Source organism: Enterococcus xiangfangensis (assembly GCF_005405365.1).
In the GTDB taxonomy this organism is placed as follows: domain Bacteria; phylum Bacillota; class Bacilli; order Lactobacillales; family Enterococcaceae; genus Enterococcus_A; species Enterococcus_A xiangfangensis.
Window position 1 is genome coordinate 193,712 of sequence record NZ_BJDX01000002.1, and the last position, 22,121, is coordinate 215,832.

Consider the following 22,121-nt stretch of genomic DNA (forward strand, 5'->3'; position numbering starts at 1 on the left):
AATTTTTTACAGGCTTGAGACAAATGGTTTAGCTGTAAAATTATTTTTGGAAAAATCAATGAACGTAAAGAGAGAAGGTTCAATGAATGGGGATCTATTTAGATAATGCTGCCACAACTGCACAAAAACCAGCGGTAGTAGCTGAAGCGGTGATGGAAATCCTGCAAGGTGAATACGGCAATCCGTCTCGTGGTGCACATGGTTATTCTTTAGCCGGTTTTCGGGTGGCAGAAGCTGCGCGAAACAAAATCAAAGACTTGTTTAAAGCAGACCAGCGCTATGAAGTAGCGTTTACGAATAATGCTACGGTTGCGTTAAATGAAGTTTTAAAAGGGTTGATTCATCCTGGAGATCACGTAATTACAACAGATTGGGAACACAATTCAGTATTACGCCCGCTGTACCAATTAGAAGCGCAAGGTGTCAGTTTCGATGTAGTAACGAGTGAAGCGGGTACTGGACGTTTAAATTACGAGCAGTTTGCTGAAAAAATCCGACCGGAAACGAAAGCCGTAATCTGCAATCATGCCAGCAATGTGACTGGCAATCGTCTAGAGCTTGAATGGGTCAAAGACTTTTGCGAGAAACATCAGTTGTATTTGATCATTGATGCTTCCCAAACAGCCGGGGTCGTCCCAATTGACTTGACTGACGGAAAAATTGCCGCTGTTTGTTTCACGGGTCATAAATCTTTGTATGGTCCACAAGGTACAGGTGGTGTTTGTCTGTTAAAAGAATTACCAATCGAACCCGTCATCACAGGCGGCGACGGGATGCAATCTTTTTCAAAAGTCCAGCCAAAAGAACTGCCAACATTGTTAGAAGCAGGCACATTAAATATCCCAGGTCTGGCTGGTTTAGCCGCAGGGATCCAATGGCTGCAAGAACAAAAGAAAGAGATGAAACTAGGAGATTATTTTTATCAAGAACTGCAAAAAATCGCTGGGGTGACGATTTACGGAGATTTCACTAATTCGCGAGTGGATGTTTTTTCGATCAATATCAAAGATGCGGAATCAGCCGTTGTCAGCGATTTATTGTGGGAGGAATATCAAATTGCGACACGTCCGGGCTATCACTGTGCACCATTGATGCATGAAGCGTTAGGAACAGCTGATCGCGGAACCGTCCGTTTATCACTTTCGAGTTTTACTACTAAGACGGAGCTCGATCAAGTCTTGGCGGCATTAAAAAATCTGGCTTCACGCTGAGAAAGCAGGGGAAATATGTCAAAAGAAATTCAACAAATTTTAGCAAATTTGCCTTCAGTCGATATTTTATTAAAGCAAATCGATTCTAGCTATCCACATGGAAAAGCAAAAGAGGCAGTACAACAAGTTTTAGCGACGATCCGAAAAGAAGTAGTCGCCGGCTCGCGGCAATCAGTGATCGATCAACCTGCGATTTTGGCGCTGATCCACAAAGAATTAGCCGAAAAACAATTTTCTTTGCGGCGAGTGATCAACGGAACCGGGACTGTCGTTCATACTAACTTAGGACGTTCTTCATTAAGTGCGCAGACCCAAGAACAAGTATTGAAAACCAGCTTCCACTATTCGAATTTAGAATTTGATCTAGCTAGTGGAAAGCGTGGTTCTCGTTATAGTCACTTAGTTTCAATCGTGAAAAAACTCACAGGAGCAGAAGATGTTTTAGTCGTAAATAATAATGCTGCGGCAGTGTTATTGGTTTTGAGTACCTTGGTCCAAGAAAAAGAAGTTTTGGTTTCGCGAGGGGAATTAGTTGAGATCGGTGGAGCCTTTCGGATTCCAGACGTCATTACTTCAAGCGGCGGGAAAATCGTAGAAGTAGGAACAACCAACAAGACCCATCTGATTGATTATAAAACGGCGTTAACGGAGGAGACCGGTGCGATTTTGAAAGTTCATACGAGTAATTATCGGATCATCGGTTTTACTGAAAGTCCTGAATTAAACGACTTAGCCGAATTGGCCCATGCATACAAGTTGCCGTTGATCAATGATCTAGGCAGCGGCTTATTATTGGATATGCGTCCTTTTGGTCTGCCGTATGAACCAACAGTCAAAGAAGTTTTGGAGCAAGGCTGTGACATCGTCACGTTCAGCGGAGATAAATTACTCGGCGGTCCGCAAGCAGGGATCATTGTGGGCAAACGCGAATACATCGAAAAGATGAAGAAAAACCAATTGTTGCGGGCATTACGAATCGATAAGATGACCTTGAGCGCATTGGAAGCAACGTTAGCATTGTATCTTGATGAAAAAGAAGCGATAAAAAATGTCCCTACTTTACAAATGATCAGTTTAAGTGAAGCAGATTGTTTAAATAAGGCGACAGAGCTTGCAGAATTATTGCAACCAATCGCGGGATTGAATGTAACGATTGAAAAAGATAACAGTAAAATCGGTGGCGGTTCTTATCCAGAACATTTATTGCCGACATACGCTATTAGCTTGAGCAGTGACCAGGTTCCTGCAGATGTCTTACAAGAAAAGTTGCGACTATCAGCAACACCAATCATTACTCGGATAAAAAATGACTGCAATTACTTAGATCTGCGCACGATTGCGTTCGAAGAATTCCCACTGATCCAAGCTAGTTTGCAAGACATTTTTTGATAAAAAAATTTCAGAGCTAGGGGGTGAAATCATTCAACCACAAAAACAATTAGTTGCTGTATCTCATTGTATTTTGAACCAAAATGCTGTGGTCCATGGATTGGAACGAGCACGAGGAGCATTTCCGTTTGCAATCGACCTATTAAGTCGCGGGATTGCGATTATTCAACTGCCTTGTCCAGAATTTTTGGTCTTAGGCGGTGATCGTCCGCCAATGTCTTACGAGGAATACGCGGCTTTGCCAGATTTTCGTCAGCAGTGTCAACAGATGTTGCAACCGATCATTCAGCAGATTCAAGCCTACCAAGCAGAAGGTTATCACTACCTCGGTGTGATTGGAATCAACGAAAGCCCGAATTGTTCGATCAGTGGACAACGTGGCGTCTTGATGGAAGAGTTTTTTGAAAAATGCCAAAAAGCACAGCTCAACACAGATTATTTGGAAGTACCAACTTGGTATAGTGAGGACAGTGAAGGCGTATTTAAAGAAAAGTTACACAGATTTTTAGAAAAATGCTAGACGGTTAATTAGTTGTGCAGTACCAGAAAAAAAGATTTGTTATGAGGAGTAGAAAAATGAATAGTAAAGCAAAAGTGATCGCGATGTGTGCCATTGCAGTCGTATTAAATGTCGTTTTAGGTGAAGCAGTGGCAATGATGAAAATTCCCTTATTGTTTTTAGATACGATGGGTACGATTTTTATCGCAGCAAATTTTGGGATGGGTTATGGGATTTTAACAGGTGTAACGACGAATTTATTGATGGGTTTAATCAGCGGACCGTTATCGATTCCATTTGCTTTGGTCAATATGGCAGTAGCAATCGTAGTGGCGCTTGTAGCTAGAAAAGGATTTGGTTATAAGCAAGCATTGATTGCTGGTATTTTGTTAGCATTTATTTGTCCAATGATCGGCGCACCTATTCGTTTAGCTCTATTTGGTGGATTCACTGGATCAGGAACAGACATCGTCATCATGGCGTTACGAGCTTCTGGAAAAGAAATGATCAGCGCAACGTATTGGGGAGCTGTAACCGGGAATGTCGTCGATAAAATCGTTTCGTGTCTATTAGTGGCTTGGTTTATCAAATTACCGCAGATGAAACGTTTTGCAGTAAAATGAGCATGAGCAGATTCAAAGGCTAAAGTGCTTAGTCTGAGAATATTGAAATAAGCTAGTATCAACAGATAATCATGTTGAGGCTAGCTTATTTTTTATATTTTTTTCGAGATGACAAAATTGTTAGTTGAAGCTAGGCTCTTTCAATGGTTAGTAGTTTAGAATTTTTGTATAGTTGCTTTAGAAAGTAATAAAGGGGTAATCACTTATGAAAAAAATTTTGATTGGATTGGTTAGTGTGGTCGTCATCGCGTTTATCGGTCTGCAAATAGCACAAAAAGTTGTGTCTAGTGGGGATGAATACTATGTTCAGATCACTACAGATGGCCAACGAATCGATAGTAAAGACGATAGCGGCAATTCTTATGTCGATTATAAATATTCATTGCCAGGATATGATGACGAGGGCAAAGAAAAAGAACTAAAATTCAATGCGGCAAAAGATCGTCCGTTGCGAAGGGAAGCTTTTCTCAAAGTAACTTGGAACAAACAAAAAGGCGTGACTTCGTATGAAGAAGTCCCACAAAAAGAAGTACCGAAAAAAGCATTAGCCAAACTAGGCGCTTGATTCTTGTATACGCATAATAAAAACTGAAATCGATTTGCTGAAAATCGGTTTTGTGATAAGAAATGGGAGTGAAGACATGGAAAAAATCGTAACAGTTAATGAAGTAAAGAAGACTTATGGAAAAGGAAATCAGAAGAAAACAGAAGCTTTAAAAGGAATTTCTTTTGAGGTAGAAAAAGGTGAATTTATCGGGATTATGGGAGCGTCAGGCTCAGGTAAATCAACCTTACTGAATCTACTAGCAACACTAGATAAACCAACTGCAGGACAGATTCAGATCAATCAAGCCGATGTGACCAAATTATCCGGCAATCAACTAGCAGATTTCCGCAGTCATGAGATCGGTTTTATCTTTCAAGACTTCAATTTATTAGAAAATTTGACGGCAGCAGAAAATATCGCCGTTCCATTATCGCTGCAAGGAGTTAAAAGCAAAGAAATCCATCAGCGAGTAGCAAAAGTCGCGCAACGCTTATCAATCGACAGTATTTTAACTAGCTATCCGGCTCAGATCTCTGGTGGACAAAAACAACGGGTGGCAGCTGCGCGGGCGTTAGTGACTCAGCCGACAATTTTACTAGGCGATGAACCCACGGGCGCACTGGATTCAAACAGCGCGCGAGATTTGTTAGATACGATGGAAGAATTGAATCAAACAGATCAAGTCTCGATTCTTTTAGTAACTCATGACCCATTTTCCGCAAGTTACTGTCAACGGATTTTATTCATTAAAGACGGTGTGATCTATCAAGAGGTCAAACGTGAAAATCAAACACGAGAAGCTTTCTATCGCCAGATTTTAAGTATTCTTGGGAATTTGGAACAGTAGGGGGAGATTTTCATGCTTTTAAAATTATCACTGACCGGTATTAAAGCGCGCTTGCGCGATTATGTCGTTCTGTTCTCAGGTTTAGTCGTGGCTTCGGGGATTTTTTATATGTTTGAAGCAATGGCTACTAACAAAAATTTTTTAGAAAACAATTCGATGATCTCAGCAACGGTGATTATTTTTCATCTAGGAACTGTATTGCTTTCAATCATTACCTTCGTTTATATAGTATATGCCAATTCCTTTTTGATGACAATGCGGCAAAAAGATTACGCGATGTTTATGATGCTAGGAGCCAAAGGGCGCAAGATAGCGCAACTGATTTTTATTGAAACTTTTGTTGTAGGTGTCAGCGCTACGATCGTAGGAACAGTTTTAGGCGTTGGTCTAAGCGGTATCGTTCAACAATTGTTAGTCCAACAATTAGATATTAAGATTACTCACTTTACAGCAATCAATTCTTCAGCAGTGCTGTTCACATTGATTTTTTTCACTGCTATTTTTTTATTGGCAGCGATAGTAAATGCCATGACGATCGTGAAAAAACCTATTTTGAGTTTATTAAGAGCCAGTGAAACCCCATTGCCAGCCAATCGTAAGCCTGTAACTTTAGGGCTGGAAGTGATCGCAGGAATCTTATTTTTGGCCATCGGTTATTTCATGATGGCACAAGTGATGCAGTTAGCCTTTTTAGCACTGATCATCGCTTTAGTTACAATTATTTTGGGGACGTATTTAGTATTCCATTCGATTTTGATCTTTGTTTTAGCTCTTTTGAAGCGACGTGAGAATATCGCGTTAAAGAATCTGAATAGTTTTACGTTAGCACAATTAAGTTTTCGAATCCAAGATTACACCCGGATTTTGTCGATGGTAGCGATGCTTTTTGCGCTGGCATTGGGTGCAATTACTGTTGGATTGGGTTTTCACAATGAAATCATGAAAATGACGGAAGCTACGACAACGTATGATCTAGTTTTAAACAATGGTCAGAGCTTCCGCTCATCTGATCTGCGAACAATTCAAGCTACTGCTGATATTGCATATCAACAAAAAGAAGACGCAGACACGATTTATTATGACCGTGGACAGTTTGATCAGACACCTTTCATAGCGAAAGAGTTCGGAACAGGTCGTAAAGTAAAAAAAATCCATTATACCGGAGAACAATTGGCTGCTGATGCAACTGCGGCTGATCAATTGCGTTCGCTAGAATTACCCGAACAAAGCGCGAAGAAGCATCAATTCGTAACTAGCGAAGAGTTTGCTGCTCTGCCAGGTGAAGTCACTCAGCTACGTTTGATCACTGTTGCAGATTTCATGAAAGACAAAGGTGCACTGAAAGAGATAGCCAACGAAAATTTCCGTAAAAATCCAACGTTGGATAAGAACATGAACGGTATGAGCCAAAAAACGCTAGTGTATGAAATGTCTAACGCAGTCTTCTCAGGTTTTGAATTTATGGGATTCTTCTTAGGGATTGCCTTCTTAACAATGTTGGCAAGTTGTCTCATGTTTAAGATCTTATCTGGTGCAAAAAGCGATATCCAACGCTACAGCATGCTAGAAAAAATCGGTACACGCCGCAATCTTTTGAAGCAATCAATCCGCCGAGAAATCGGGATCCTTTTCTTAGTTCCAGGTCTCTTAGGTGTGACACATGTCTTGTTTGGGTTGCAGATGTTCAAATCATTATTAAGTGAACCATACAACAACCTTTGGCTACCATTCTTAATTTTCTTTGTTCTATATTTTATCTATTATTTATTGACGGTCTGGATCTATACAGGGATTGTGATGAAACAAAAAGTTTAGCAAGAAGTCACCGTGCATTCGGAAAACGGGAGTATGACAAGAGTTTGTCATACTCCCGTTTTTTTTTTTTAGGGAATAAGACAAAGCCGAGCAGGCCAGAGATCATTCTTGGGCTGAAAAAATCTACTTATGCAGATTTAGCGAGTCAATTGCGTAGGGCATATTAATTTAATAATTGAGCGATTGTTTGATAAACTAAATGTGATAGAAGTAAAATCGATAAATCGTAAAACGTATCTTTTAAAAAGACGCGGGCATTTTGTCTTAAATTTTTTGGCATAAGAATCATCCTTTCGGTAAGTAGTCGTCTTAAGTTATAATATTCACTTTAACTAGCAAAGCTTATTGCTGACTTAAAAGGTACTAAGAAAAGATAAATTTTATTATGCCAAAGTGACAATGTATTGATTGAGTAATTATTTCAGCTAGGAAAATGAGGAGAAGGGCGGGGAAAATATGGTTGTTTTTGAAAAGTTTATCCAACAGTTTTTTCATTCGATTGTTTTGCTGCTGAATAGTTTATCGATCTTCATTATTTTAGTTGGTGCGTTTTTTTCCTTTATCAAATTGATTCGTGAAAAAGAAAAAGACTTCGCGTCTGTTTTGCATAAAAATAAATACATCAAAGCTTATTTGGGCAGTTATATTTTGTTAAGCTTAGAATTTTTGATTGTAGCAGATATCATCGAATCGATCATCAATCCAACCTTTCAAGATATCATTAAGTTGGCGCTAATCGTCCTTATCCGTACGATGATTTCTTATTTCTTGAATAAAGAGATCAGCGAGTTTTCTGATGATGGCAAGCAGTGATTGAAAGAACGATGAACTTTTGCTTGTTACTTGAGCAATCAATGATCGTAGTTCATAAAATAATAGCCAGCAGCAGCTTGCCCCAATTGTTTTCTTTGTGATTTGTTATTGATTCTCATTTAAATGAATGGTATGATTGTTTTGTTTCGGGAGTGGATGGGTTCTGGTGTTCCCTCTGGTCTTCAAAACCAGTATGAGGAGTTAAGAGCTTCTTAGGTAGGTTCGATTCCTACACATTCCCGCCAATATAAGAAATCAAGTCCGATAAACGTTGATGTAGAGCGATTCTACACCTCGTTTATCGGATTTTTTTATTTTTTAACCAGCTTTTTAACCAGTTCTGATTTTTCAGGATTTTCATTGGAAGAATTTAAATAACAAACATAGTTATCGACGGTTTCTCTTTTCCGAGTTTCGGTAAGGTGAACATATAGGTTCATTGTAATTTGTATATTTGCATGTCCTAACCGTTCTTGAACATCCTTCATTGAACAACCAGCTTCAAGTAATAAGGTGGCGTGGGTATGCCTGAAACCGTGGTTAGTAATCCTTTTTAATTGATACTTATAAATTATTGAATCTAGCCATTTTCGTGGTTGAGATAAGGTAATCAATCCATTTTCTATATTGGAAAAAATCAATTGTTTTGACTTGAATGTAGAAATACCAATTTTAGAATAAAATTTGATCTGATCTTTTTTCCATTGTTTTAAAATAGCGATGGTTTCATCATCAATGGCAATCACCCGTTTTGATTTATTCGTTTTTGGCGGTCCTACGTAAAGTCGGCGATCTTTTCCGACTGTTACAGTCTTTGAAACACGGAGCGTTTTTTGTTCAAAATCGATGTCTTCCCATGTTAATGCTAACATTTCGCCTTTTCTTAGACCGGTGTAAGAAATAGCTCTAAAATATGCATATTTCTTTAAGTCGAGTTCTTTCTTTGCGAGGGAGAGAAAACGATTCAGTTCTTCTCGTGTGTAGAAATTTGAAACTACATCATCCTCAATTTCTTCAGCTACCTTGGGACGGGTAATACGATCAAAAGGATTTGAAAAAGCATAGTTCAAGTTCATTGCGAACTTTATTATTCTTGAAGCATTGCTTATAATTTGTGTATAAGAGACTAGCTTTTCAGACATATCATTCGCAAATTGTTGTGCTTGTATGAGTGTAATCTTATCTACATACATTTTTTTGAAAACAGGTAGGATGTGTAAGGCGAACTGCTCTTTTGTTTTTGAAAAGGTACTTTCTTTTACAGTTTTCTCGTAAGTGATAATCCAAAGATCATAAACTTCTTGATACGTGTGTGGCTTTTGTTTAGAGTCTTTTTTTTGTTGATAATCTAGCTCGAGCTTTTTACAGGCTGCTTGAGCATCTTTTTTCGATTTATACCCCCTTTTGTTGGCAGACTCTTGCTTGCCGGTGACTTCCATTGACACCTAAGTAAGTTTTGAATTGCCATAATTTTTCACCATTCTTTTTTGTATATTGCTTGAATGTTGCCATAATTTTTCTCCTTATCTTGCATAGGCAGGCATATATAAGGTAAAATATGACAAAGAAGCCCCATTAAGGGTGCAGAATTTATGTGATCGCGCCACTCAGTCCGCCAAGATAGACGTGGGTGTGTTTTTTTATTTATGATGATATAATTGGACTATAAAAAACCGTCCAATTGAGGTGAACTAAATGCTTATCGAGTTATCAAGAGAGAATATTGAAACGATAATGGATACGTTTGTGGGCCTTTCCGGTGAATGGGGACGACTTGACCATGAGACTCCTGTCATAAACTTTGATGACCTCCATGATTGGGAAAAAGAATATGTGGTTTATATAGCCAGATTGTATAATGTCGCACCAAACATTGTGGAAAACTATCTAGATTATGTGTATGATTGGATTCCTGCTATAAAAAATAAGTCTCTGCAATATAGATAATGGTATCAGATAGGATAGTAGCGTCTTCTTTTGTAAACCTATCGTCTTTGTGGTGGCTAGATTTAATGCGACTTTTATTTGCAACGTTAAATTTTTGATAATCCTCAGCAAATATTTCAACGTTTTTCCGAAGTAAGCTTAATAACGTGCCTAATGTAGCCACAGGATTATATGGAATTTCTTCCCGACTAAGAATTTTTATCACTAGAATCTCTAAAGCAACGCCTAGTCTGTTCCCCGAATCCTCGAGATCGGGACTATACGCTAACTTTAGACCTCGTATGAAATTTCTGGAAAAATCACTATCTTCCACGATACTAGTAAGGATATCTATTCGTTTTTGTGAATAAACAGTTGTAATATTTTGTACTTGGAAATAAGGTGATAATTCTTGATATGGAATTTTATAGGTCAGGTGAATTTGGGATAAAATCAGTTCGTTACTTCTTGCAATAGGCATATCGTTTTCAGAAATACTGTCTACATCAAGAATAATATTATATTTATTTCCGCCTCCTTGAAGGAGTTCATCCTTGAAATAATATATCCCCTCAACAATTAACAATTAATCGCCTCCTATCGTATCGAATTTTTATTCGGACTTTTTTATGTGATCACGCCACTCAAACTTTGGTAGGGGAGAGCGGCGTGTGTTTTTTCTTGTCAGTAAAAATTATCAAGTGAATGACCAGGGAGTTAATCTTGAGACCAAGATGCATTTCCAAATGTAACTGAATAGGGACCGTTACCTTTTGCTGAATAATGAATAATCACCGTTGCTTTCTTTCCAGATGCGATGCTGTTTGGAATGTTATTATCATATGTGCTCGCATCAAATGTACATAACTCAGAATTACCATCGTATAAATCAAAGGCTTGTGAATTAAATGATAATGGTGAAGATGACGTGTTCTCAACGGTAGCAGTCACAATCACAGGGTGTTCGCCATCTTTTGGTTCATACAATTCAAGATTTGGATTTTCTTCAATAGATTTAATACTAATTTTTTCACCACTTTGGAAAGATCCTTCCTCATTTAGAGACAGTTCGTTAGATGAGGAATCACTATCTTTAACATCTGAAGATTCTTCAGAGTCATCTGTCTCATCCAACCCTAGAAGACCTTCGTAAGCGGTAACTTTCTTCTTCAAGTCAGAGTTTTCCGTTTTTAAATCAGATACTTGCGTTTCCAAGCTAGAAGTCGTCTCATCTGAACCAGACGAGCAACCACCAAGTACAACTATAGCCATTGTAGCAATTAATCCCAAAACAATTTTTTTCATTTCTTAACGCCCCATTTCTGATATAATATTGTTAATGTGTATCTCAGAAATGAGTGGAAGTCCGTGTTACAGCACGGGCTTTTGTTTTTTACTGTAAGACAGCAGCAGCTAATGCTTGTTGAATAGCTACGATATTTTTGTCCTTGCGGAATTGCAGGCTTTCTGCAGGCAACTCAGCGCTTGAAATCCAAATTTTTAATTCGGCATCTAAATCGAAGTGTCCGCTTGTCTCCACAGAAAAACGAGAAATTGATCTGTACGGAATGGATTTATAATCTATTTTTTTTCCAGTGACTCCTTGTTTATCGACAAGTATCAACCGTTTGTCCGTAAAAACGATTAGATCACGCACCAATTTAAAAGCTAGATCTACTCTTTCATTAGAGATCAAAACATCTTGTAATTCTTTTTCTATCGCCTCGTTGCTATGTTGGGTTGCATTTCCCATTAAACCATCGAATAATCCCATGTTAAAACTCCTTTTTTGATATAATATATTTGTCATAATTGCTCAGAAATGAGTGGAAGTCCGTGTGTCCGCACGGGCTTTTTAATCGAATCTTTGTTCTGGCACTCATGAAGATTAACTTTCTTCATAATCGAGTTATTAGCCGATAAAGTTAAAATCCAGCAAAAATCACATTATTGATTCCTAAAAAGTTTAGAAAATACAGGAACAAGACAACTAGATTAATCAAAGTTGAAATAACGATTATTGCGTATCTGATCGAAAGGTATTTCATGAAAAAGACTGGTTGGATGTTAGCATATCTTTTTCCTTTATATTTAAAGGTGATGACCAGCAATATCAGTGTTATTAAAGTCTGGATGATCAATCCTACAAAGTTTGCGCTGTGAGATTGCGTATTTAATTGAAAGAAATAAATTAGTGCTGCAAAAAGATCAATCAATAGTACTAAAAATGGCATAATCGAACCTCGTTTCATAGTTATATGAAAAGAATATAGCACAGAATGTTTACAAAATGCACGAATAGTCTTGCAAAATAGCTAAAAATCGAGTTCTGATTTTTCCACTAAAAAAAGACTCTGTCACAGAGTCTAATCGAAGGGAACGCTTTGTTCTTTTAATTGTTTAATTAATTCAGTGACATAGGCATCTTGAAAATCTTTACGAAAGGATTCCAAAAATTCAGCTGAGATTAAATCAAAGTTTTTTTCGGAATAGTCTAGTAATTCTTTAGGTGTTTCGAATTCTGCAATCACCGAAGCGCTGTCGAAAGAGTCAGCGACGCGTAGTGAAACAGATTTCATTAGAGAAATCACATCAATTTGTGTTTTTAACATAAAATTCACCTCTTATGTAGAGTGTAACACAAGTGGAGCAAAGTAAGGGGGGCTGAGGATGCAAACCAAAAGAGGCAGAGGTGGGGCTTCAAGAAATCTTAACTTGTTTTCGGAAAAGCCGTTTTTCACCAGTAATAGTAGTAAAAAGGACTGTGACAAGAGTGGTGTCACAGTCCCAGAATTTTATTTTACGAATTTATTCAAAATAATTTTGCGGATTTGCTGCCATTTTTTCAAAGAGATTAAGAAAATCAGCAACATGAAAACCGTCACATGCAGCATGGTGAATTTGCAAAGCTATCGGTAGAAAAATTTTATCGTCGAGAAAAACAAATTTTCCACCAGTTACGATTGGTAAAAGGTAAGGCTGATCATTGTTTATATTCAAATTAAATCCTGTAAACGAAGTCCATGGGATCATAGAGATATTAATGACATTTTCCGGCAAGGTCGCTTGCGGAAATAATTTTCCCGTATTACTAAATGTTGCTAGATCAGTGCGATGATTTTTCTCAAACGTTTGAAAATCCAGCGAGTATTCCGTTGCTAAAGTTGAGAATTGATGGGTCTTTTTATCGAAAATCGTATACATCGGCAATAAGTGATCCCAATAGCCAACTTGACCTTCGCGATTGAAGCTTAGCCGAAAATTGATTTTTTGGTTGGCGATAGCCGTTACTAAATAGATGAAACCGGAATAAAAAGAGTGTTCATTTTCCTTTAGGTAATTGTAGAGGTGGGTGACCTCGATTTCTTTAGTCATACTAAAAGATGTTTGTTGAGTTAAAAAATGATTGAAAACTTCGGTCCGTTCCCATTCAGCTAAGTTGATTATTTTAAATGTCATAGAGATTCCTCCTAATAATAAAAAATGGATTGTTAGGAGGATAGATCATCTGATTTTTTCAATTAGATCATTCCTTGTGCTATTTTTTTCAGCTCTATCTTAACAAATTATCTAGGGAAAACAAAGAATTTAAGAAACTAGCTGAAACAATTTGTTCAGATTTGTAAGGATGACTGATTTAAAGGGACAAAGATAGTTTAGCAGCTGAGATTCAATGATGCTATAATCTGTTTGATAAGAACTACATTGTTGCAAAACCTATGCAATGATCAAAAGCAAAGGAGTGTTTACGAATGAAAGAATACAAATTTGAATCGAAAATATATGCCTCAGAAGTTGGAAAAGGCGGAGCGTATGTTATTTTCCCTTACGATGTTCGAACCGAATTTAATAAAGGCCGCGTCAAAGTTCAAGCAACATTTGATGGGATTGACTATCAAGGAAGTATTGTGAATATGGGAGTAAAAAATGCAGACGGCAGTATTTGTTACATTTTAGGAATCAGAAAAGATATTCGCAAACAGTTGAATAAAGAAATCCGCGATACCGTCAAAGTCACGGTTCAAGCTATCGATTAGGTTTATTCAGTTTTTTTTGAAAGTTCGTATTTTTATTAGATAAGCATAAAATCAAATTTTTTTCTGAGCAGATTCTATCGAAAAAATAAAAAACACAAAAGTGGATTTGTCTCTAATTATTAAGAAAAAAGATAAAACTTAATATTATAAAGATTTAAATCAAATAATGTTCATGTTTCTTTGCTTTTAGCAGCCAATCATGTTATGGTTACTAAGTAATACTTTGATATGTGACTAGGTGGTTATCTATATACTTTAAGATACTTTTTTATTACACGTCATTCTTTATTACAAATAAACACACTTGATGTGTAATTGGAGGTACTTATTATGAATAAAGGTACAGTAAAATGGTTTAATGCAGATAAAGGTTTTGGTTTTATCACTGGTGAAGATGGCAATGATGTATTTGCTCATTTCTCAGCTATCCAAGGTGAAGGATTCAAATCTTTAGAAGAAGGTCAAGCAGTGACTTTCGATGTTGAAGAAGGCCAACGTGGCTTACAAGCTTCAAACATTGTAAAAGACTAAGAATTATTTATCGCTAGATGATGAAGGAGATCGGAAACGATCTTCTTTTTTTTAATATTTGAAGGAGGATATTCAAATGGCCAACACCTATGGATTCAAATCTCCACAACCCTCTTTTTTAGGGGAGCGCTTCTTGCTAGGTCAAGAAGTATTTTTCGAATATAAAAAGGAAACGCAAGTCGGGATTGTCAAAAATAAGCTGAATAATTCTGCTGTCGTTAAGATTATAAAAAGTGAAACAGCTGACCTAATCGATTTTACGACGGTAATTAGTTACAGCGAGCTAATTGATCCTAAAACGAATTTTTAACAGGTCAGATTATTTTATTAGAAAATGATCCAACTAACAGCTAAAAATTTTTGTTTAGTATACCTATAAAATTCTGCAGTAACTAAGCGTTTTATTCATCAATGGTAAATCAAATTCCAGGAGAACATTTCGGTGTTCTCTTTTTTATTGAGTAAAACAGAAAAAAGTTTCACGAAAATACAGCTTTCGTGAAACTTTTTTTTAAAATTATACGGCTAAAAAGTTAAAGGCATTCTTTTTCAGCTAATTGTGGAGTCAGCCGATCATCTTCTTTGCGGGGATACTGAGTATCAATCAATGATTTGATTTTTAAAAATAAATTTGCTAGATCCCATTCGTTAAGCAGCATTTTAAGCAAAAATACAGTGCTGTTTGGGATGCCTAGAGACGCTGGCGGAGGGATGAGACTAACTGTCAAATCCGCATCAATCGGGTTATCCACAAAGGTCAAGTCCACAAGTCCTCTGACGGTATCAGTGATCTGTGTATGAATATAAGATTCATACAAGTGTCCCAAATCTGAGAGCAGAAAAATTTTGAAATTTGGCAAACAGTGAGCAGGTGGACAAAGATACGTGCTTAACAATATTGCCTCCACTTCAAAATAATAAAGATCGATCTCTTTTTTAGTAATAGAGAGTGTAAAGTTCTGCCAGAGTTTCTGGAATTTTTGATAATATAAAGGATAATTCTTATGAAAATCAGAAATATCCAAAAAAGTAAGTTGTTGTGTAGTTACTTCATTGACAGGGAAGAATTGTTGAAATAAATATTTCTTTTTGAAATACTTATGAATCAAGGTTCGCTGTTCTAGCGAAAGTACTTGGAATGCTGTTTCAAAGTTTTCAAACCAAGTCGATTCTATTTCTTGGCTTTTCGCTTCTTCTTGTGGAGGAAGGGTCAGAGAATCATTCAGTTGATACTTTAGATTGTCAAAGGAATGGAGAATGACAAGGAGAAATCGCCAATCTTCGGCCGTCCAAGTAGTTAAAAAATTCGGCTTTCGCGGAAGATCCAGGGCATCAATAAAACGTTGTTCCTCACTAGTAAAATCTAAAGTATGCTTGTTTAGAGCAGATACTTGAATGACATATAACCATAAAAGAATGGTGTCGTTGGATACACCTGAATAGGAGATCCCTAAATAAGTAAAAATTTGGTTGCGTAATTCCTTTAATTTATCGCTGTCTTGAATCCAGTGGACATTTTGGATCTGTCTATGGATACTATAAAGAAAGGAAAATAGGTAAAATCGCGCACTAATTTCTCCATTTTTACTACCTGGTTCTTTTTGCAAAGTTAAGCGGCTTGAGACACTGATATGCAGCTGATAATGACTTAAATATTTGTTTAAATCCGTGATTTTTCTACGTAAGGTAGACAAACTGATGCCTTGTTCATGACAAAATTTTTCTGAATTGAATGAGCGCTTATAAAAAAGGGATTCGATAATTTTATAAGAGAGATCAGAAGAAAAGATTTCATCATATAAATACAGCAGTGTTGAAGAATATCGAATCAGTTGAAGCGAAGAAGAATTGATTTTAAGATAAACGTTTTTCTCCGGATAGACCTTACTGATATCTGTTTCTAATTCTTTGCACAAAGAGATCAGTGAATGGATCCCCACCCCCTTAGAAAGTTTTGAAAGCAGATCATTATAGGAGATTTCTTGATTTATTTGACTTAATATTTCAATTATTTCTATTTTTAATTGGTTGTATTTACTTAGATAAATCATAAATAGTAGTCCTCCCTATAAGAAAGATTGCCGTTTATAAAAATAGTCAAAAGATAAATGATAGCTGAAAAAGAATCATCTCTTTATACCAAGGGATATAAAGCTAACAATTAATTCTAAAAATAAAGTTTATTTATATCAAAGATAAATCCTATTTATATTATAGTACAATCTTTCACAAATTGTTATTGAAAACGCTATTATTAAAGCGATAATCTTAAGTGACACGTACCAAAAGACCATTTTTAGAAAACGTAGCCAGTTAAACGAGAAAAGATCGGCGTAAATGAGAATAGGACTCAGTTAGACGACTTTTGAACGTAAACTAACTGAGCAACTTGTTCATATTTCAATAGTAAATAAGAAGAATTAGAGTAAATTATTTCTATTATTAGTTTATAAGAAATACAAACCATAAGATGTTCAAAAATGTCTTTTTGAACACGCGTTTTTGAACATAAATAACTATTGGCTTTAAGTTATAATGGGTGTTGTGTAAAGATACACACGATATTTATAAAAAAGAAGTGGGGAATGAAAATGAAAAAGAATCATTTTGGCGCTCTTTCTGCTGGACAAGAAACAAAACGTTTTAGAATGTGGAAAAGCAAAAAAACTTGGGTTTTCGGAGCAACTGTTTTAGTAACTTTAGGTGTTGCAGGCGCAACACAAGCAAGTGCTGATGAAATTACTACATCTGAAAATGGTGCTGGAGTAATCGTAGAACAAAAAAATGCTTACGATAACACAGATACTGATGCAGCAAATGATCGTGAAATCACTTATTCACAAAATGGTGAAGGTGTATCAACAACTGAAGATTATTACACAGAAAACGGTGCTGGGGTAGCCGTAGCAGAAAATGATGCTTACGACAATACAGATACTGATACAGCAAATGATCGTGAAATCACTTATTCACAAAATGGTGAAGGTGTATCAACAACTGAAGATTATTATACAGAAAACGGTGCTGGAGTAATCGTGGCAGAAAAAGATGCTTACGACAATACAGATACTGATGCAGCAAACAACCGTGAATTCACTTATTCAAAAAATGGTGACGGCGTATCAACAACTGAAACGTATTATTCAGAAAATGGTATCGGTGACTTTGTAGAAGCAAAAGATTTCTACGATAACACAGACGCTGATGCAACAAACAACCGCGAATTCACTTATTCAAAAAATGGTGACGGCGTATCAACAACTGAAACGTATTATTCAGAAAATGGTATCGGCGAATTTGTGGAAGAAAAAGATGCCTATGACAATACAGATGAAGCAACAGACAACAATCGTGAGTTCAATTATTCAGAAAACGGTGTTGGGACATCTGTAGAAGCAGAAGACTTCTACGATAACACAGATGCTGATACAACAAATGATCGTGAAATCACTTATGCTCAAAATGGCACAGGCGTATCCGTTACTGCAGATGATTTCTATGATAATACTGTAGTAACAGCAGACGATGTAGTTACAACACCAGCTAAAGCTAAAGAAGATACTAAAGTAGTTGCAACAGCAACACCAGCTAAGGCAGAAGCTAAAGTAGTTGCGACAGCGGCTCCAGCTAAAGCAGAAGCTAAAACTGAAGCTAAAACAGTGGCAGCAGCTAGCGAAGCAACATTACCAAAAACTGGTGAAACAACAAATACTGGAATGGTTGCTCTTGGAGCTATGATTCTTGCAACTACAGCAGTCGGCGTTGTTGCGGTGAAATCACGTAAAGAAGAATTTTAATAATTTTTGCTGATAGTAATCGAGTAGCAGAAATTACCTCCTTGCAAAACGAAGCAAGGAGGTAATTTTTTGAAAAAAATGGTTAAATGAGGAGAACGAAAGCATGGATTGGACGAATCAGAAAGGTTCAGCTTTTGATCTGAATGCTGGTGAGCTGACTGAAATAAATTCAGAAGTGTTAACAAATTTAGTTAGTGAAGAGACTCTTTTACGGGTTAGTCAAAAAATATCTCAAGAGACGCATGCGCGCATCAATGACTATCGAAAAGACAAGCACTTGGAGGAATATAAGTGGGATTCTTATATCCAAGCAGGGGCTGATCTTCGTGGAAAAGAGATCTTAACGACACCGACAAGCACTCGTCCTAATGGAGAAGAAGGAATGGATGCCCCATACGATTTTGGTTACCCCAGAGAAAAGCTTATTCAGATGGAAGCTATTACAAGTTTAGCCAGCAATAGTTTAAAATGGCTGATTCAAAATGGTAGTCGAGAAATATTTCGCCTCCTTTTGCAAAATGATCCTCGATTTTTATTGGAGGACGATTCGACAGAAAGCGCGGTGGGCGTTCACATTGCTGAAACTGTTGATAATTATTTTATGGGTGCAGTTTATCTAGCTGGAAAGGAAAAAGAGCAAACTATTACTAAAATTGACCGTTCTCAGTTGGTTGAAGCCTATAATTATTCTAGCGATTTAATTGAATTAGAATATTCGCCTTATTCATGGGGAAAGCTGATGCTCGCAAAAGCAGAGGCAATGGAGATCTATCGAAAAAAAGAAACCAGCCAAGCAGAAATTGATCAAGCGGCTAAAAAACTTTTACGAACAATCGTTGATCTAAGTCCGTATGAACAATAAAACAAGCAAAAATTCCAACAAAAAAAGCTGTCATCGCTTTTTTTGTTGGAATTTTTCGTTTTGGTTTCTTAAAGATCGGTTACAAAGAAAAAAAATTTGGCACAAGCGCTCAAATTGAGTAACTTGTGCCAAATAGTATCAACTTTTTTAGATCTCATTCATCCAATACGTGCGATCGATTGACTCAACGAAAATCTCAAAATGGGTCGTGTCAGCTTCAACGATATGAGTAACGCCGTGTACTAAGAAAAATTTATCGGGTTGTCTTAGTTGCAGCGTGTCACCTACAGAGGGAATCAAGGCAAGGTCTAATGCTCGTTCTTCTTTACCGGTAAGAATATTTTTTAAACTAATTTTATACATACTTTTTCCTCCAATTACACTTGTTCATAGACCTAGTGTACCATAGAAAAGAGCAGTAAATAAATTTTATAATAAATGAGAATGGACAAGTAGAAAAAGCCATATTCATAGGAATTTAGCGCTCAAAAAAGCCGTCGTAGGGCAACGACGGCTGGAGTCCTGGGAAGGAACTCGAATAAACAAATGAACTACTGTAACTTTAACGGATAGTCTAATGAGTTACAAGAAAAATGCTCAGCGACAAGTAAAATAATTTCAAATAATGAACGGCACATCACTTAATTAGTTGAAATCTTTCAAAGAAAGAATTGTATGATTTTGGAGAAATCTTTTTTAAGAGCCCTTTCTGACAAATTTTGTTATTGAAAAAAGGGGTATTCTATAAGATAATCCGCCCTTGTCAGCGATTGAAAAGTTGGTTTCGTTTCACAGATTGCTAGTTTTCCTTTATAATTTAATAAAGGAGGCGGTTCCAATGGTTAGCAGACACAAAAATATTTTAGTGGCAGTTGATGGATCAAAACACTCTGAACAAGCTTTTGACGAAGCCGTTGAGGCGGCTAAGCGTGATGATGCTAAATTGAATGTTATTTCAATTATTAATGACAGCGAGCTTTCTACTAGCGCTTTTTCATTTAGCAAGATCTATGCAGCGGAAAAAGAACAGGTGGAAAAAGAATTATTGAAAAAAATTCATGATGCAACGAGCAAAGAATTAGACAATGTGGAGCCTTTTGTTGAGCTAGGCAGCCCAAAAGAAAGAATCATTGAATTTGCTAAAGACAATGAGATCGACTTGATTTTTCTTGGGGCTACAGGTAAAGGAGAGATCCGATTAGCACAAATTGGTTCAACTGCAGCCTATGTCGTGAACCATGCACCTTGTAGTGTGACCGTCATTCGCTGAGCGGGTTAGCCAGTTCATTTTATGGAAGTAGTTGAAAAATTTAGTCATTTAAATTGACCGGTAAAAGATCAATTATAAAAAGTATGGAATAGGAGGTAAAGATTATGAGTAGTAAATATAAAAATATTATGGTTGCTGTTGATGGTTCAGATCAGTCAGAAGGGGCATTTTTTGAAGCAATCGGTGCAGCCAGACGGAACGAAGCAAAATTGTATGTGGTTCAAATAATTGATGATTCCAGCATTCTAGTAAACAGTGCACAACCAATGAATGAAATTTTAGCAGAAGAGTCTCAACGCACAAAACAATATTTAGAAAAGTTGGCTGAGCGAGGACATTATCAAAACATGGAAACTGTTCAATATGTCGGTAATCCTAAAAAAGCACTGACGGAAGAATTACCGGAAAAATATAATATCGATTTGATCTATGTCGGTGCAACCGGAAAAGGACGTTTCCAACGGTTACTAGTCGGTTCTACAAGCGGATATATTGTAAATCATGCACCATGCAACGTAATGGTCGTAAGATAAAAAATAAGAGAAAGCGATCCAAGACAGCTTCAAGAAATTTCAGTTTATTTCTGAAGCAATTGGAACACTACTTATTCGGAAAAAGGAGTTGTGACAATTTTTTTGCCACAATTCCTTTTCTTATTTGCTGACAAGCAACTCATTGAAATAGTAATTATAAATAAAAAAGGCACCTACCGTGGATTCACAGCAGGTGCTTTTAACGCAAATTCGCGTCTTTCATTGGGAAGTCACTCCTAATTCGTTTTTTGCAATTCTTGTACCGCTTTTTCAATCGTTACGCCAGTTGCTACACGTTTTTGATCGTTCTTGTCAAAAACAATAAAAAGATTCAAATCAGTATCCAGTGTGACACGGTATTGCATGTTTGTGTTATCGAATGTCATAATCATTCTCCTTTCTTAATATGACGAAAGGCAACTATTACGTTGATAACGAAATTCCACTTATAAATATAACATAGAATTTGAAATTCTACTAACAAAAAGTTTGTAAACGGTTTATATCAACTGTTATTTATCAATTGCTTAATGATTGTTCTTTAAAAGCATTAAAAAAGTAAAAATCCGAAAATCAACTCGTTTTCTTTATTGAAATCTTGGATAATCGTATAATTTTTAACAAATGCTAAGTGATAGGTGATGGTATGAAAAGAGTTATTCTTTTAATGATTCTTCTGGTAGGAGCTGTCGGGGCTATTTATTTAAGTAAAGAAAAAAATGAAGTCGCTGAGATCGTCAAAGTGATCGAGCAGCCGCAGCCAAAAGAAAAAATAATGTTGGATGTACCATTAGAAAATCAATTTTCCGGTGAGGCACTAGGCAATGGTTGTGAGGTTACTGCATTGTCAATGCTGTTGCGCTATTACGACTATGATATCAATAAAAATAAATTGGCTGCTGAGTTGGATTATCAACCACTATACACCGCATCAGGCAAGCATGGAAATCCCCATTTAGGTTTTGTAGGAGAAATTACCGGTGGAGATGGTACGATGGGCGTTGCTGTTGAACCAATCGCAAAATTAGCAAAAAAATATGTGAACGAGGACTATCGAGTCGTCGCAAGCAAAAAGCTATCCTTTAACGAAATGATAAAGGTTATTGCTAACGGTACACCAGTCTGGATTATAGCGACAGTAGATTTTCAAGTACCGACAAAGCATGATTTTATGCAATGGGAGACGGATCAAGGAACTATGCGTGTCACGGCACTGATTCATTCGGCAGTCATCACGGGTTTTGATCGTTCAAAAAAAATCGTGTACGTGAATGATCCACACGGCTATCACAACCGTAAAGTTTCTTGGACTGATCTTGAAAAAATTTATGATCAAATGGATCGGCAATCACTTTATTTAGAAAAAATAGACTAACTATTTGACGTTTCGAATGAATTCGAAGTGTTTTTTCTGTCGATCA

General features: G+C 36.8%; 27 protein-coding genes and 1 tRNA gene. 18 read left to right on the forward strand and 10 right to left on the reverse strand.

Translation table 11 applies throughout. The annotated features are described in order from the left end of the window. Positions 1–86 precede the first annotated feature (86 nt). From FFM68_RS03065 to FFM68_RS13070, 9 genes are all read left to right on the forward strand, one after another. A complete protein-coding gene (locus tag FFM68_RS03065) occupies positions 87–1,211 on the forward strand; it encodes an aminotransferase class V-fold PLP-dependent enzyme (RefSeq protein ID WP_137617971.1) in 1,125 nt (374 codons plus the stop codon). Between the two features lie 15 nt (positions 1,212–1,226). Further along, positions 1,227–2,600, forward strand: a complete 1,374-nt coding sequence (gene selA, locus FFM68_RS03070; protein ID WP_137617972.1) for an L-seryl-tRNA(Sec) selenium transferase — start codon at positions 1,227–1,229, stop codon at positions 2,598–2,600. 31 nt (positions 2,601–2,631) lie between these two features. Next, on the forward strand, positions 2,632–3,120 hold the full coding sequence (locus tag FFM68_RS03075; RefSeq protein WP_137617973.1) for a CD3072 family TudS-related putative desulfidase: 489 nt from the start codon (positions 2,632–2,634) through the stop codon (positions 3,118–3,120). 56 nt (positions 3,121–3,176) lie between these two features. Beyond that, entirely contained in the window at positions 3,177–3,722 is a 546-nt protein-coding gene (locus tag FFM68_RS03080; protein WP_137617974.1) for a CD3073 family putative ECF transporter S component, read from the forward strand. A 205-nt stretch (positions 3,723–3,927) separates the two neighbouring features. Next, on the forward strand, positions 3,928–4,287 hold the full coding sequence (locus FFM68_RS03085) for a YxeA family protein (RefSeq protein ID WP_137617975.1): 360 nt from the start codon (positions 3,928–3,930) through the stop codon (positions 4,285–4,287). 76 nt (positions 4,288–4,363) lie between these two features. Continuing rightward, the gene (locus tag FFM68_RS03090) at positions 4,364–5,116 is read left to right on the forward strand and encodes an ABC transporter ATP-binding protein (protein WP_137617976.1); all 753 of its coding nucleotides are present in this window, start codon (positions 4,364–4,366) and stop codon (positions 5,114–5,116) included. Between the two features lie 12 nt (positions 5,117–5,128). Next, positions 5,129–6,931, forward strand: a complete 1,803-nt coding sequence (locus tag FFM68_RS03095) for an FtsX-like permease family protein (protein ID WP_137617977.1) — start codon at positions 5,129–5,131, stop codon at positions 6,929–6,931. Positions 6,932–7,387: 456 nt separating this feature from the next. Continuing rightward, positions 7,388–7,744, forward strand: coding sequence for a DUF1622 domain-containing protein (locus tag FFM68_RS03100; protein WP_137617978.1), 357 nt, complete (start codon positions 7,388–7,390; stop codon positions 7,742–7,744). Between the two features lie 148 nt (positions 7,745–7,892). After that, positions 7,893–7,989: transfer RNA gene (locus FFM68_RS13070), tRNA-Sec, on the forward strand. Between the two features lie 66 nt (positions 7,990–8,055). Here FFM68_RS13070 and FFM68_RS03105 read toward each other — a convergent pair. Further along, positions 8,056–9,183 carry a tyrosine-type recombinase/integrase gene (locus tag FFM68_RS03105; protein ID WP_239585045.1) on the reverse strand — a complete coding sequence of 376 codons (1,128 nt, stop codon included), beginning with the start codon at positions 9,181–9,183 and terminating at the stop codon, positions 8,056–8,058. Between the two features lie 256 nt (positions 9,184–9,439). Between FFM68_RS03105 and FFM68_RS03110 the strand changes: the two genes are divergently transcribed. Continuing rightward, positions 9,440–9,691 carry a hypothetical protein gene (locus tag FFM68_RS03110; RefSeq protein WP_137617979.1) on the forward strand — a complete coding sequence of 84 codons (252 nt, stop codon included), beginning with the start codon at positions 9,440–9,442 and terminating at the stop codon, positions 9,689–9,691. On the opposite strand, the gene FFM68_RS03115 is transcribed toward FFM68_RS03110, so the two are convergent. The 6 genes from FFM68_RS03115 to FFM68_RS03140 all read right to left on the reverse strand — a co-directional run bounded on the left by FFM68_RS03115 (position 9,660) and on the right by FFM68_RS03140 (position 13,129). Continuing rightward, complete coding sequence (locus tag FFM68_RS03115; protein ID WP_137617980.1) at positions 9,660–10,256, reverse strand: hypothetical protein; 597 nt, start codon at positions 10,254–10,256, stop codon at positions 9,660–9,662. The genes FFM68_RS03110 and FFM68_RS03115 overlap by 32 nt on opposite strands. Positions 10,257–10,387: 131 nt before the next feature. Beyond that, positions 10,388–10,975 carry a DUF4352 domain-containing protein gene (locus FFM68_RS03120; protein ID WP_137617981.1) on the reverse strand — a complete coding sequence of 196 codons (588 nt, stop codon included), beginning with the start codon at positions 10,973–10,975 and terminating at the stop codon, positions 10,388–10,390. Between the two features lie 88 nt (positions 10,976–11,063). Next, positions 11,064–11,444 (reverse strand): PH domain-containing protein, encoded by a 381-nt coding sequence (locus FFM68_RS03125; RefSeq protein ID WP_137617982.1) that lies wholly within the window; start codon positions 11,442–11,444, stop codon positions 11,064–11,066. A 151-nt stretch (positions 11,445–11,595) separates the two neighbouring features. After that, entirely contained in the window at positions 11,596–11,904 is a 309-nt protein-coding gene (locus FFM68_RS03130; RefSeq protein ID WP_137617983.1) for a hypothetical protein, read from the reverse strand. Positions 11,905–12,036: 132 nt separating this feature from the next. Continuing rightward, positions 12,037–12,282 (reverse strand): toxin-antitoxin system, toxin component, encoded by a 246-nt coding sequence (locus FFM68_RS03135; RefSeq protein WP_137617984.1) that lies wholly within the window; start codon positions 12,280–12,282, stop codon positions 12,037–12,039. Between the two features lie 196 nt (positions 12,283–12,478). Continuing rightward, positions 12,479–13,129, reverse strand: coding sequence for a CatA-like O-acetyltransferase (locus tag FFM68_RS03140; protein ID WP_137617985.1), 651 nt, complete (start codon positions 13,127–13,129; stop codon positions 12,479–12,481). A 293-nt stretch (positions 13,130–13,422) separates the two neighbouring features. Between FFM68_RS03140 and FFM68_RS03145 the strand changes: the two genes are divergently transcribed. From FFM68_RS03145 to FFM68_RS03155, 3 genes are all read left to right on the forward strand, one after another. Further along, complete coding sequence (locus tag FFM68_RS03145) at positions 13,423–13,707, forward strand: DUF1905 domain-containing protein (RefSeq protein ID WP_137617986.1); 285 nt, start codon at positions 13,423–13,425, stop codon at positions 13,705–13,707. Between the two features lie 330 nt (positions 13,708–14,037). Then, entirely contained in the window at positions 14,038–14,238 is a 201-nt protein-coding gene (locus tag FFM68_RS03150; RefSeq protein WP_137604226.1) for a cold-shock protein, read from the forward strand. Between the two features lie 76 nt (positions 14,239–14,314). Beyond that, on the forward strand, positions 14,315–14,548 hold the full coding sequence (locus FFM68_RS03155) for a lipocalin/fatty acid-binding family protein (protein WP_137617987.1): 234 nt from the start codon (positions 14,315–14,317) through the stop codon (positions 14,546–14,548). A 223-nt stretch (positions 14,549–14,771) separates the two neighbouring features. Here the strand turns inward: FFM68_RS03155 and FFM68_RS03160 are convergent, their stop codons facing one another. Continuing rightward, a complete protein-coding gene (locus FFM68_RS03160; RefSeq protein ID WP_137617988.1) occupies positions 14,772–16,289 on the reverse strand; it encodes a helix-turn-helix domain-containing protein in 1,518 nt (505 codons plus the stop codon). A gap of 540 nt (positions 16,290–16,829) precedes the next feature. Between FFM68_RS03160 and FFM68_RS03165 the strand changes: the two genes are divergently transcribed. Both FFM68_RS03165 and FFM68_RS03170 read left to right on the forward strand, forming a co-directional pair. Then, a complete protein-coding gene (locus FFM68_RS03165) occupies positions 16,830–18,035 on the forward strand; it encodes an LPXTG cell wall anchor domain-containing protein (RefSeq protein WP_167483441.1) in 1,206 nt (401 codons plus the stop codon). Positions 18,036–18,138: 103 nt separating this feature from the next. Next, positions 18,139–18,897, forward strand: a complete 759-nt coding sequence (locus FFM68_RS03170; protein ID WP_137617989.1) for a hypothetical protein — start codon at positions 18,139–18,141, stop codon at positions 18,895–18,897. A gap of 147 nt (positions 18,898–19,044) precedes the next feature. On the opposite strand, the gene FFM68_RS03175 is transcribed toward FFM68_RS03170, so the two are convergent. Beyond that, positions 19,045–19,260, reverse strand: a complete 216-nt coding sequence (locus FFM68_RS03175; RefSeq protein WP_137617990.1) for a hypothetical protein — start codon at positions 19,258–19,260, stop codon at positions 19,045–19,047. A gap of 475 nt (positions 19,261–19,735) precedes the next feature. Here FFM68_RS03175 and FFM68_RS03180 point away from each other — a divergent pair, with 475 nt between their 5' ends. Both FFM68_RS03180 and FFM68_RS03185 read left to right on the forward strand, forming a co-directional pair. Then, on the forward strand, positions 19,736–20,167 hold the full coding sequence (locus tag FFM68_RS03180) for a universal stress protein (RefSeq protein ID WP_137617991.1): 432 nt from the start codon (positions 19,736–19,738) through the stop codon (positions 20,165–20,167). 104 nt (positions 20,168–20,271) lie between these two features. Next, a complete protein-coding gene (locus FFM68_RS03185; RefSeq protein ID WP_137617992.1) occupies positions 20,272–20,700 on the forward strand; it encodes a universal stress protein in 429 nt (142 codons plus the stop codon). Positions 20,701–20,936: 236 nt separating this feature from the next. On the opposite strand, the gene FFM68_RS13075 is transcribed toward FFM68_RS03185, so the two are convergent. Continuing rightward, positions 20,937–21,086, reverse strand: a complete 150-nt coding sequence (locus FFM68_RS13075; protein ID WP_167483442.1) for a hypothetical protein — start codon at positions 21,084–21,086, stop codon at positions 20,937–20,939. 260 nt (positions 21,087–21,346) lie between these two features. Here FFM68_RS13075 and FFM68_RS03190 point away from each other — a divergent pair, with 260 nt between their 5' ends. Next, a complete protein-coding gene (locus tag FFM68_RS03190; protein WP_137617993.1) occupies positions 21,347–22,075 on the forward strand; it encodes a C39 family peptidase in 729 nt (242 codons plus the stop codon). Positions 22,076–22,121: the final 46 nt, after the last annotated feature.

Excerpts from the sequence above, each read along its gene's own strand:
- FFM68_RS03065 (WP_137617971.1), top strand. The coding sequence starts at position 87 with ATGGGGATCTATTTAGATAATGCTGCCACAACTGCACAAAAACCAGCG.
- selA (WP_137617972.1), top strand. The coding sequence starts at position 1,227 with ATGTCAAAAGAAATTCAACAAATTTTAGCAAATTTGCCTTCAGTCGAT.
- FFM68_RS03080 (WP_137617974.1), top strand. The coding sequence starts at position 3,177 with ATGAATAGTAAAGCAAAAGTGATCGCGATGTGTGCCATTGCAGTCGTA.
- FFM68_RS03085 (WP_137617975.1), top strand. The coding sequence starts at position 3,928 with ATGAAAAAAATTTTGATTGGATTGGTTAGTGTGGTCGTCATCGCGTTT.
- FFM68_RS03090 (WP_137617976.1), top strand. The coding sequence starts at position 4,364 with ATGGAAAAAATCGTAACAGTTAATGAAGTAAAGAAGACTTATGGAAAA.
- FFM68_RS03095 (WP_137617977.1), top strand. The coding sequence starts at position 5,129 with ATGCTTTTAAAATTATCACTGACCGGTATTAAAGCGCGCTTGCGCGAT.
- FFM68_RS03100 (WP_137617978.1), top strand. The coding sequence starts at position 7,388 with ATGGTTGTTTTTGAAAAGTTTATCCAACAGTTTTTTCATTCGATTGTT.
- FFM68_RS03105 (WP_239585045.1), bottom strand. The coding sequence starts at position 9,183 with ATGGAAGTCACCGGCAAGCAAGAGTCTGCCAACAAAAGGGGGTATAAA.
- FFM68_RS03110 (WP_137617979.1), top strand. The coding sequence starts at position 9,440 with ATGCTTATCGAGTTATCAAGAGAGAATATTGAAACGATAATGGATACG.
- FFM68_RS03120 (WP_137617981.1), bottom strand. The coding sequence starts at position 10,975 with ATGAAAAAAATTGTTTTGGGATTAATTGCTACAATGGCTATAGTTGTA.
- FFM68_RS03125 (WP_137617982.1), bottom strand. The coding sequence starts at position 11,444 with ATGGGATTATTCGATGGTTTAATGGGAAATGCAACCCAACATAGCAAC.
- FFM68_RS03130 (WP_137617983.1), bottom strand. The coding sequence starts at position 11,904 with ATGCCATTTTTAGTACTATTGATTGATCTTTTTGCAGCACTAATTTAT.
- FFM68_RS03135 (WP_137617984.1), bottom strand. The coding sequence starts at position 12,282 with ATGTTAAAAACACAAATTGATGTGATTTCTCTAATGAAATCTGTTTCA.
- FFM68_RS03140 (WP_137617985.1), bottom strand. The coding sequence starts at position 13,129 with ATGACATTTAAAATAATCAACTTAGCTGAATGGGAACGGACCGAAGTT.
- FFM68_RS03145 (WP_137617986.1), top strand. The coding sequence starts at position 13,423 with ATGAAAGAATACAAATTTGAATCGAAAATATATGCCTCAGAAGTTGGA.
- FFM68_RS03150 (WP_137604226.1), top strand. The coding sequence starts at position 14,038 with ATGAATAAAGGTACAGTAAAATGGTTTAATGCAGATAAAGGTTTTGGT.
- FFM68_RS03155 (WP_137617987.1), top strand. The coding sequence starts at position 14,315 with ATGGCCAACACCTATGGATTCAAATCTCCACAACCCTCTTTTTTAGGG.
- FFM68_RS03160 (WP_137617988.1), bottom strand. The coding sequence starts at position 16,289 with ATGATTTATCTAAGTAAATACAACCAATTAAAAATAGAAATAATTGAA.
- FFM68_RS03165 (WP_167483441.1), top strand. The coding sequence starts at position 16,830 with ATGAAAAAGAATCATTTTGGCGCTCTTTCTGCTGGACAAGAAACAAAA.
- FFM68_RS03170 (WP_137617989.1), top strand. The coding sequence starts at position 18,139 with ATGGATTGGACGAATCAGAAAGGTTCAGCTTTTGATCTGAATGCTGGT.
- FFM68_RS03175 (WP_137617990.1), bottom strand. The coding sequence starts at position 19,260 with ATGTATAAAATTAGTTTAAAAAATATTCTTACCGGTAAAGAAGAACGA.
- FFM68_RS03180 (WP_137617991.1), top strand. The coding sequence starts at position 19,736 with ATGGTTAGCAGACACAAAAATATTTTAGTGGCAGTTGATGGATCAAAA.
- FFM68_RS03185 (WP_137617992.1), top strand. The coding sequence starts at position 20,272 with ATGAGTAGTAAATATAAAAATATTATGGTTGCTGTTGATGGTTCAGAT.
- FFM68_RS13075 (WP_167483442.1), bottom strand. The coding sequence starts at position 21,086 with ATGACATTCGATAACACAAACATGCAATACCGTGTCACACTGGATACT.
- FFM68_RS03190 (WP_137617993.1), top strand. The coding sequence starts at position 21,347 with ATGAAAAGAGTTATTCTTTTAATGATTCTTCTGGTAGGAGCTGTCGGG.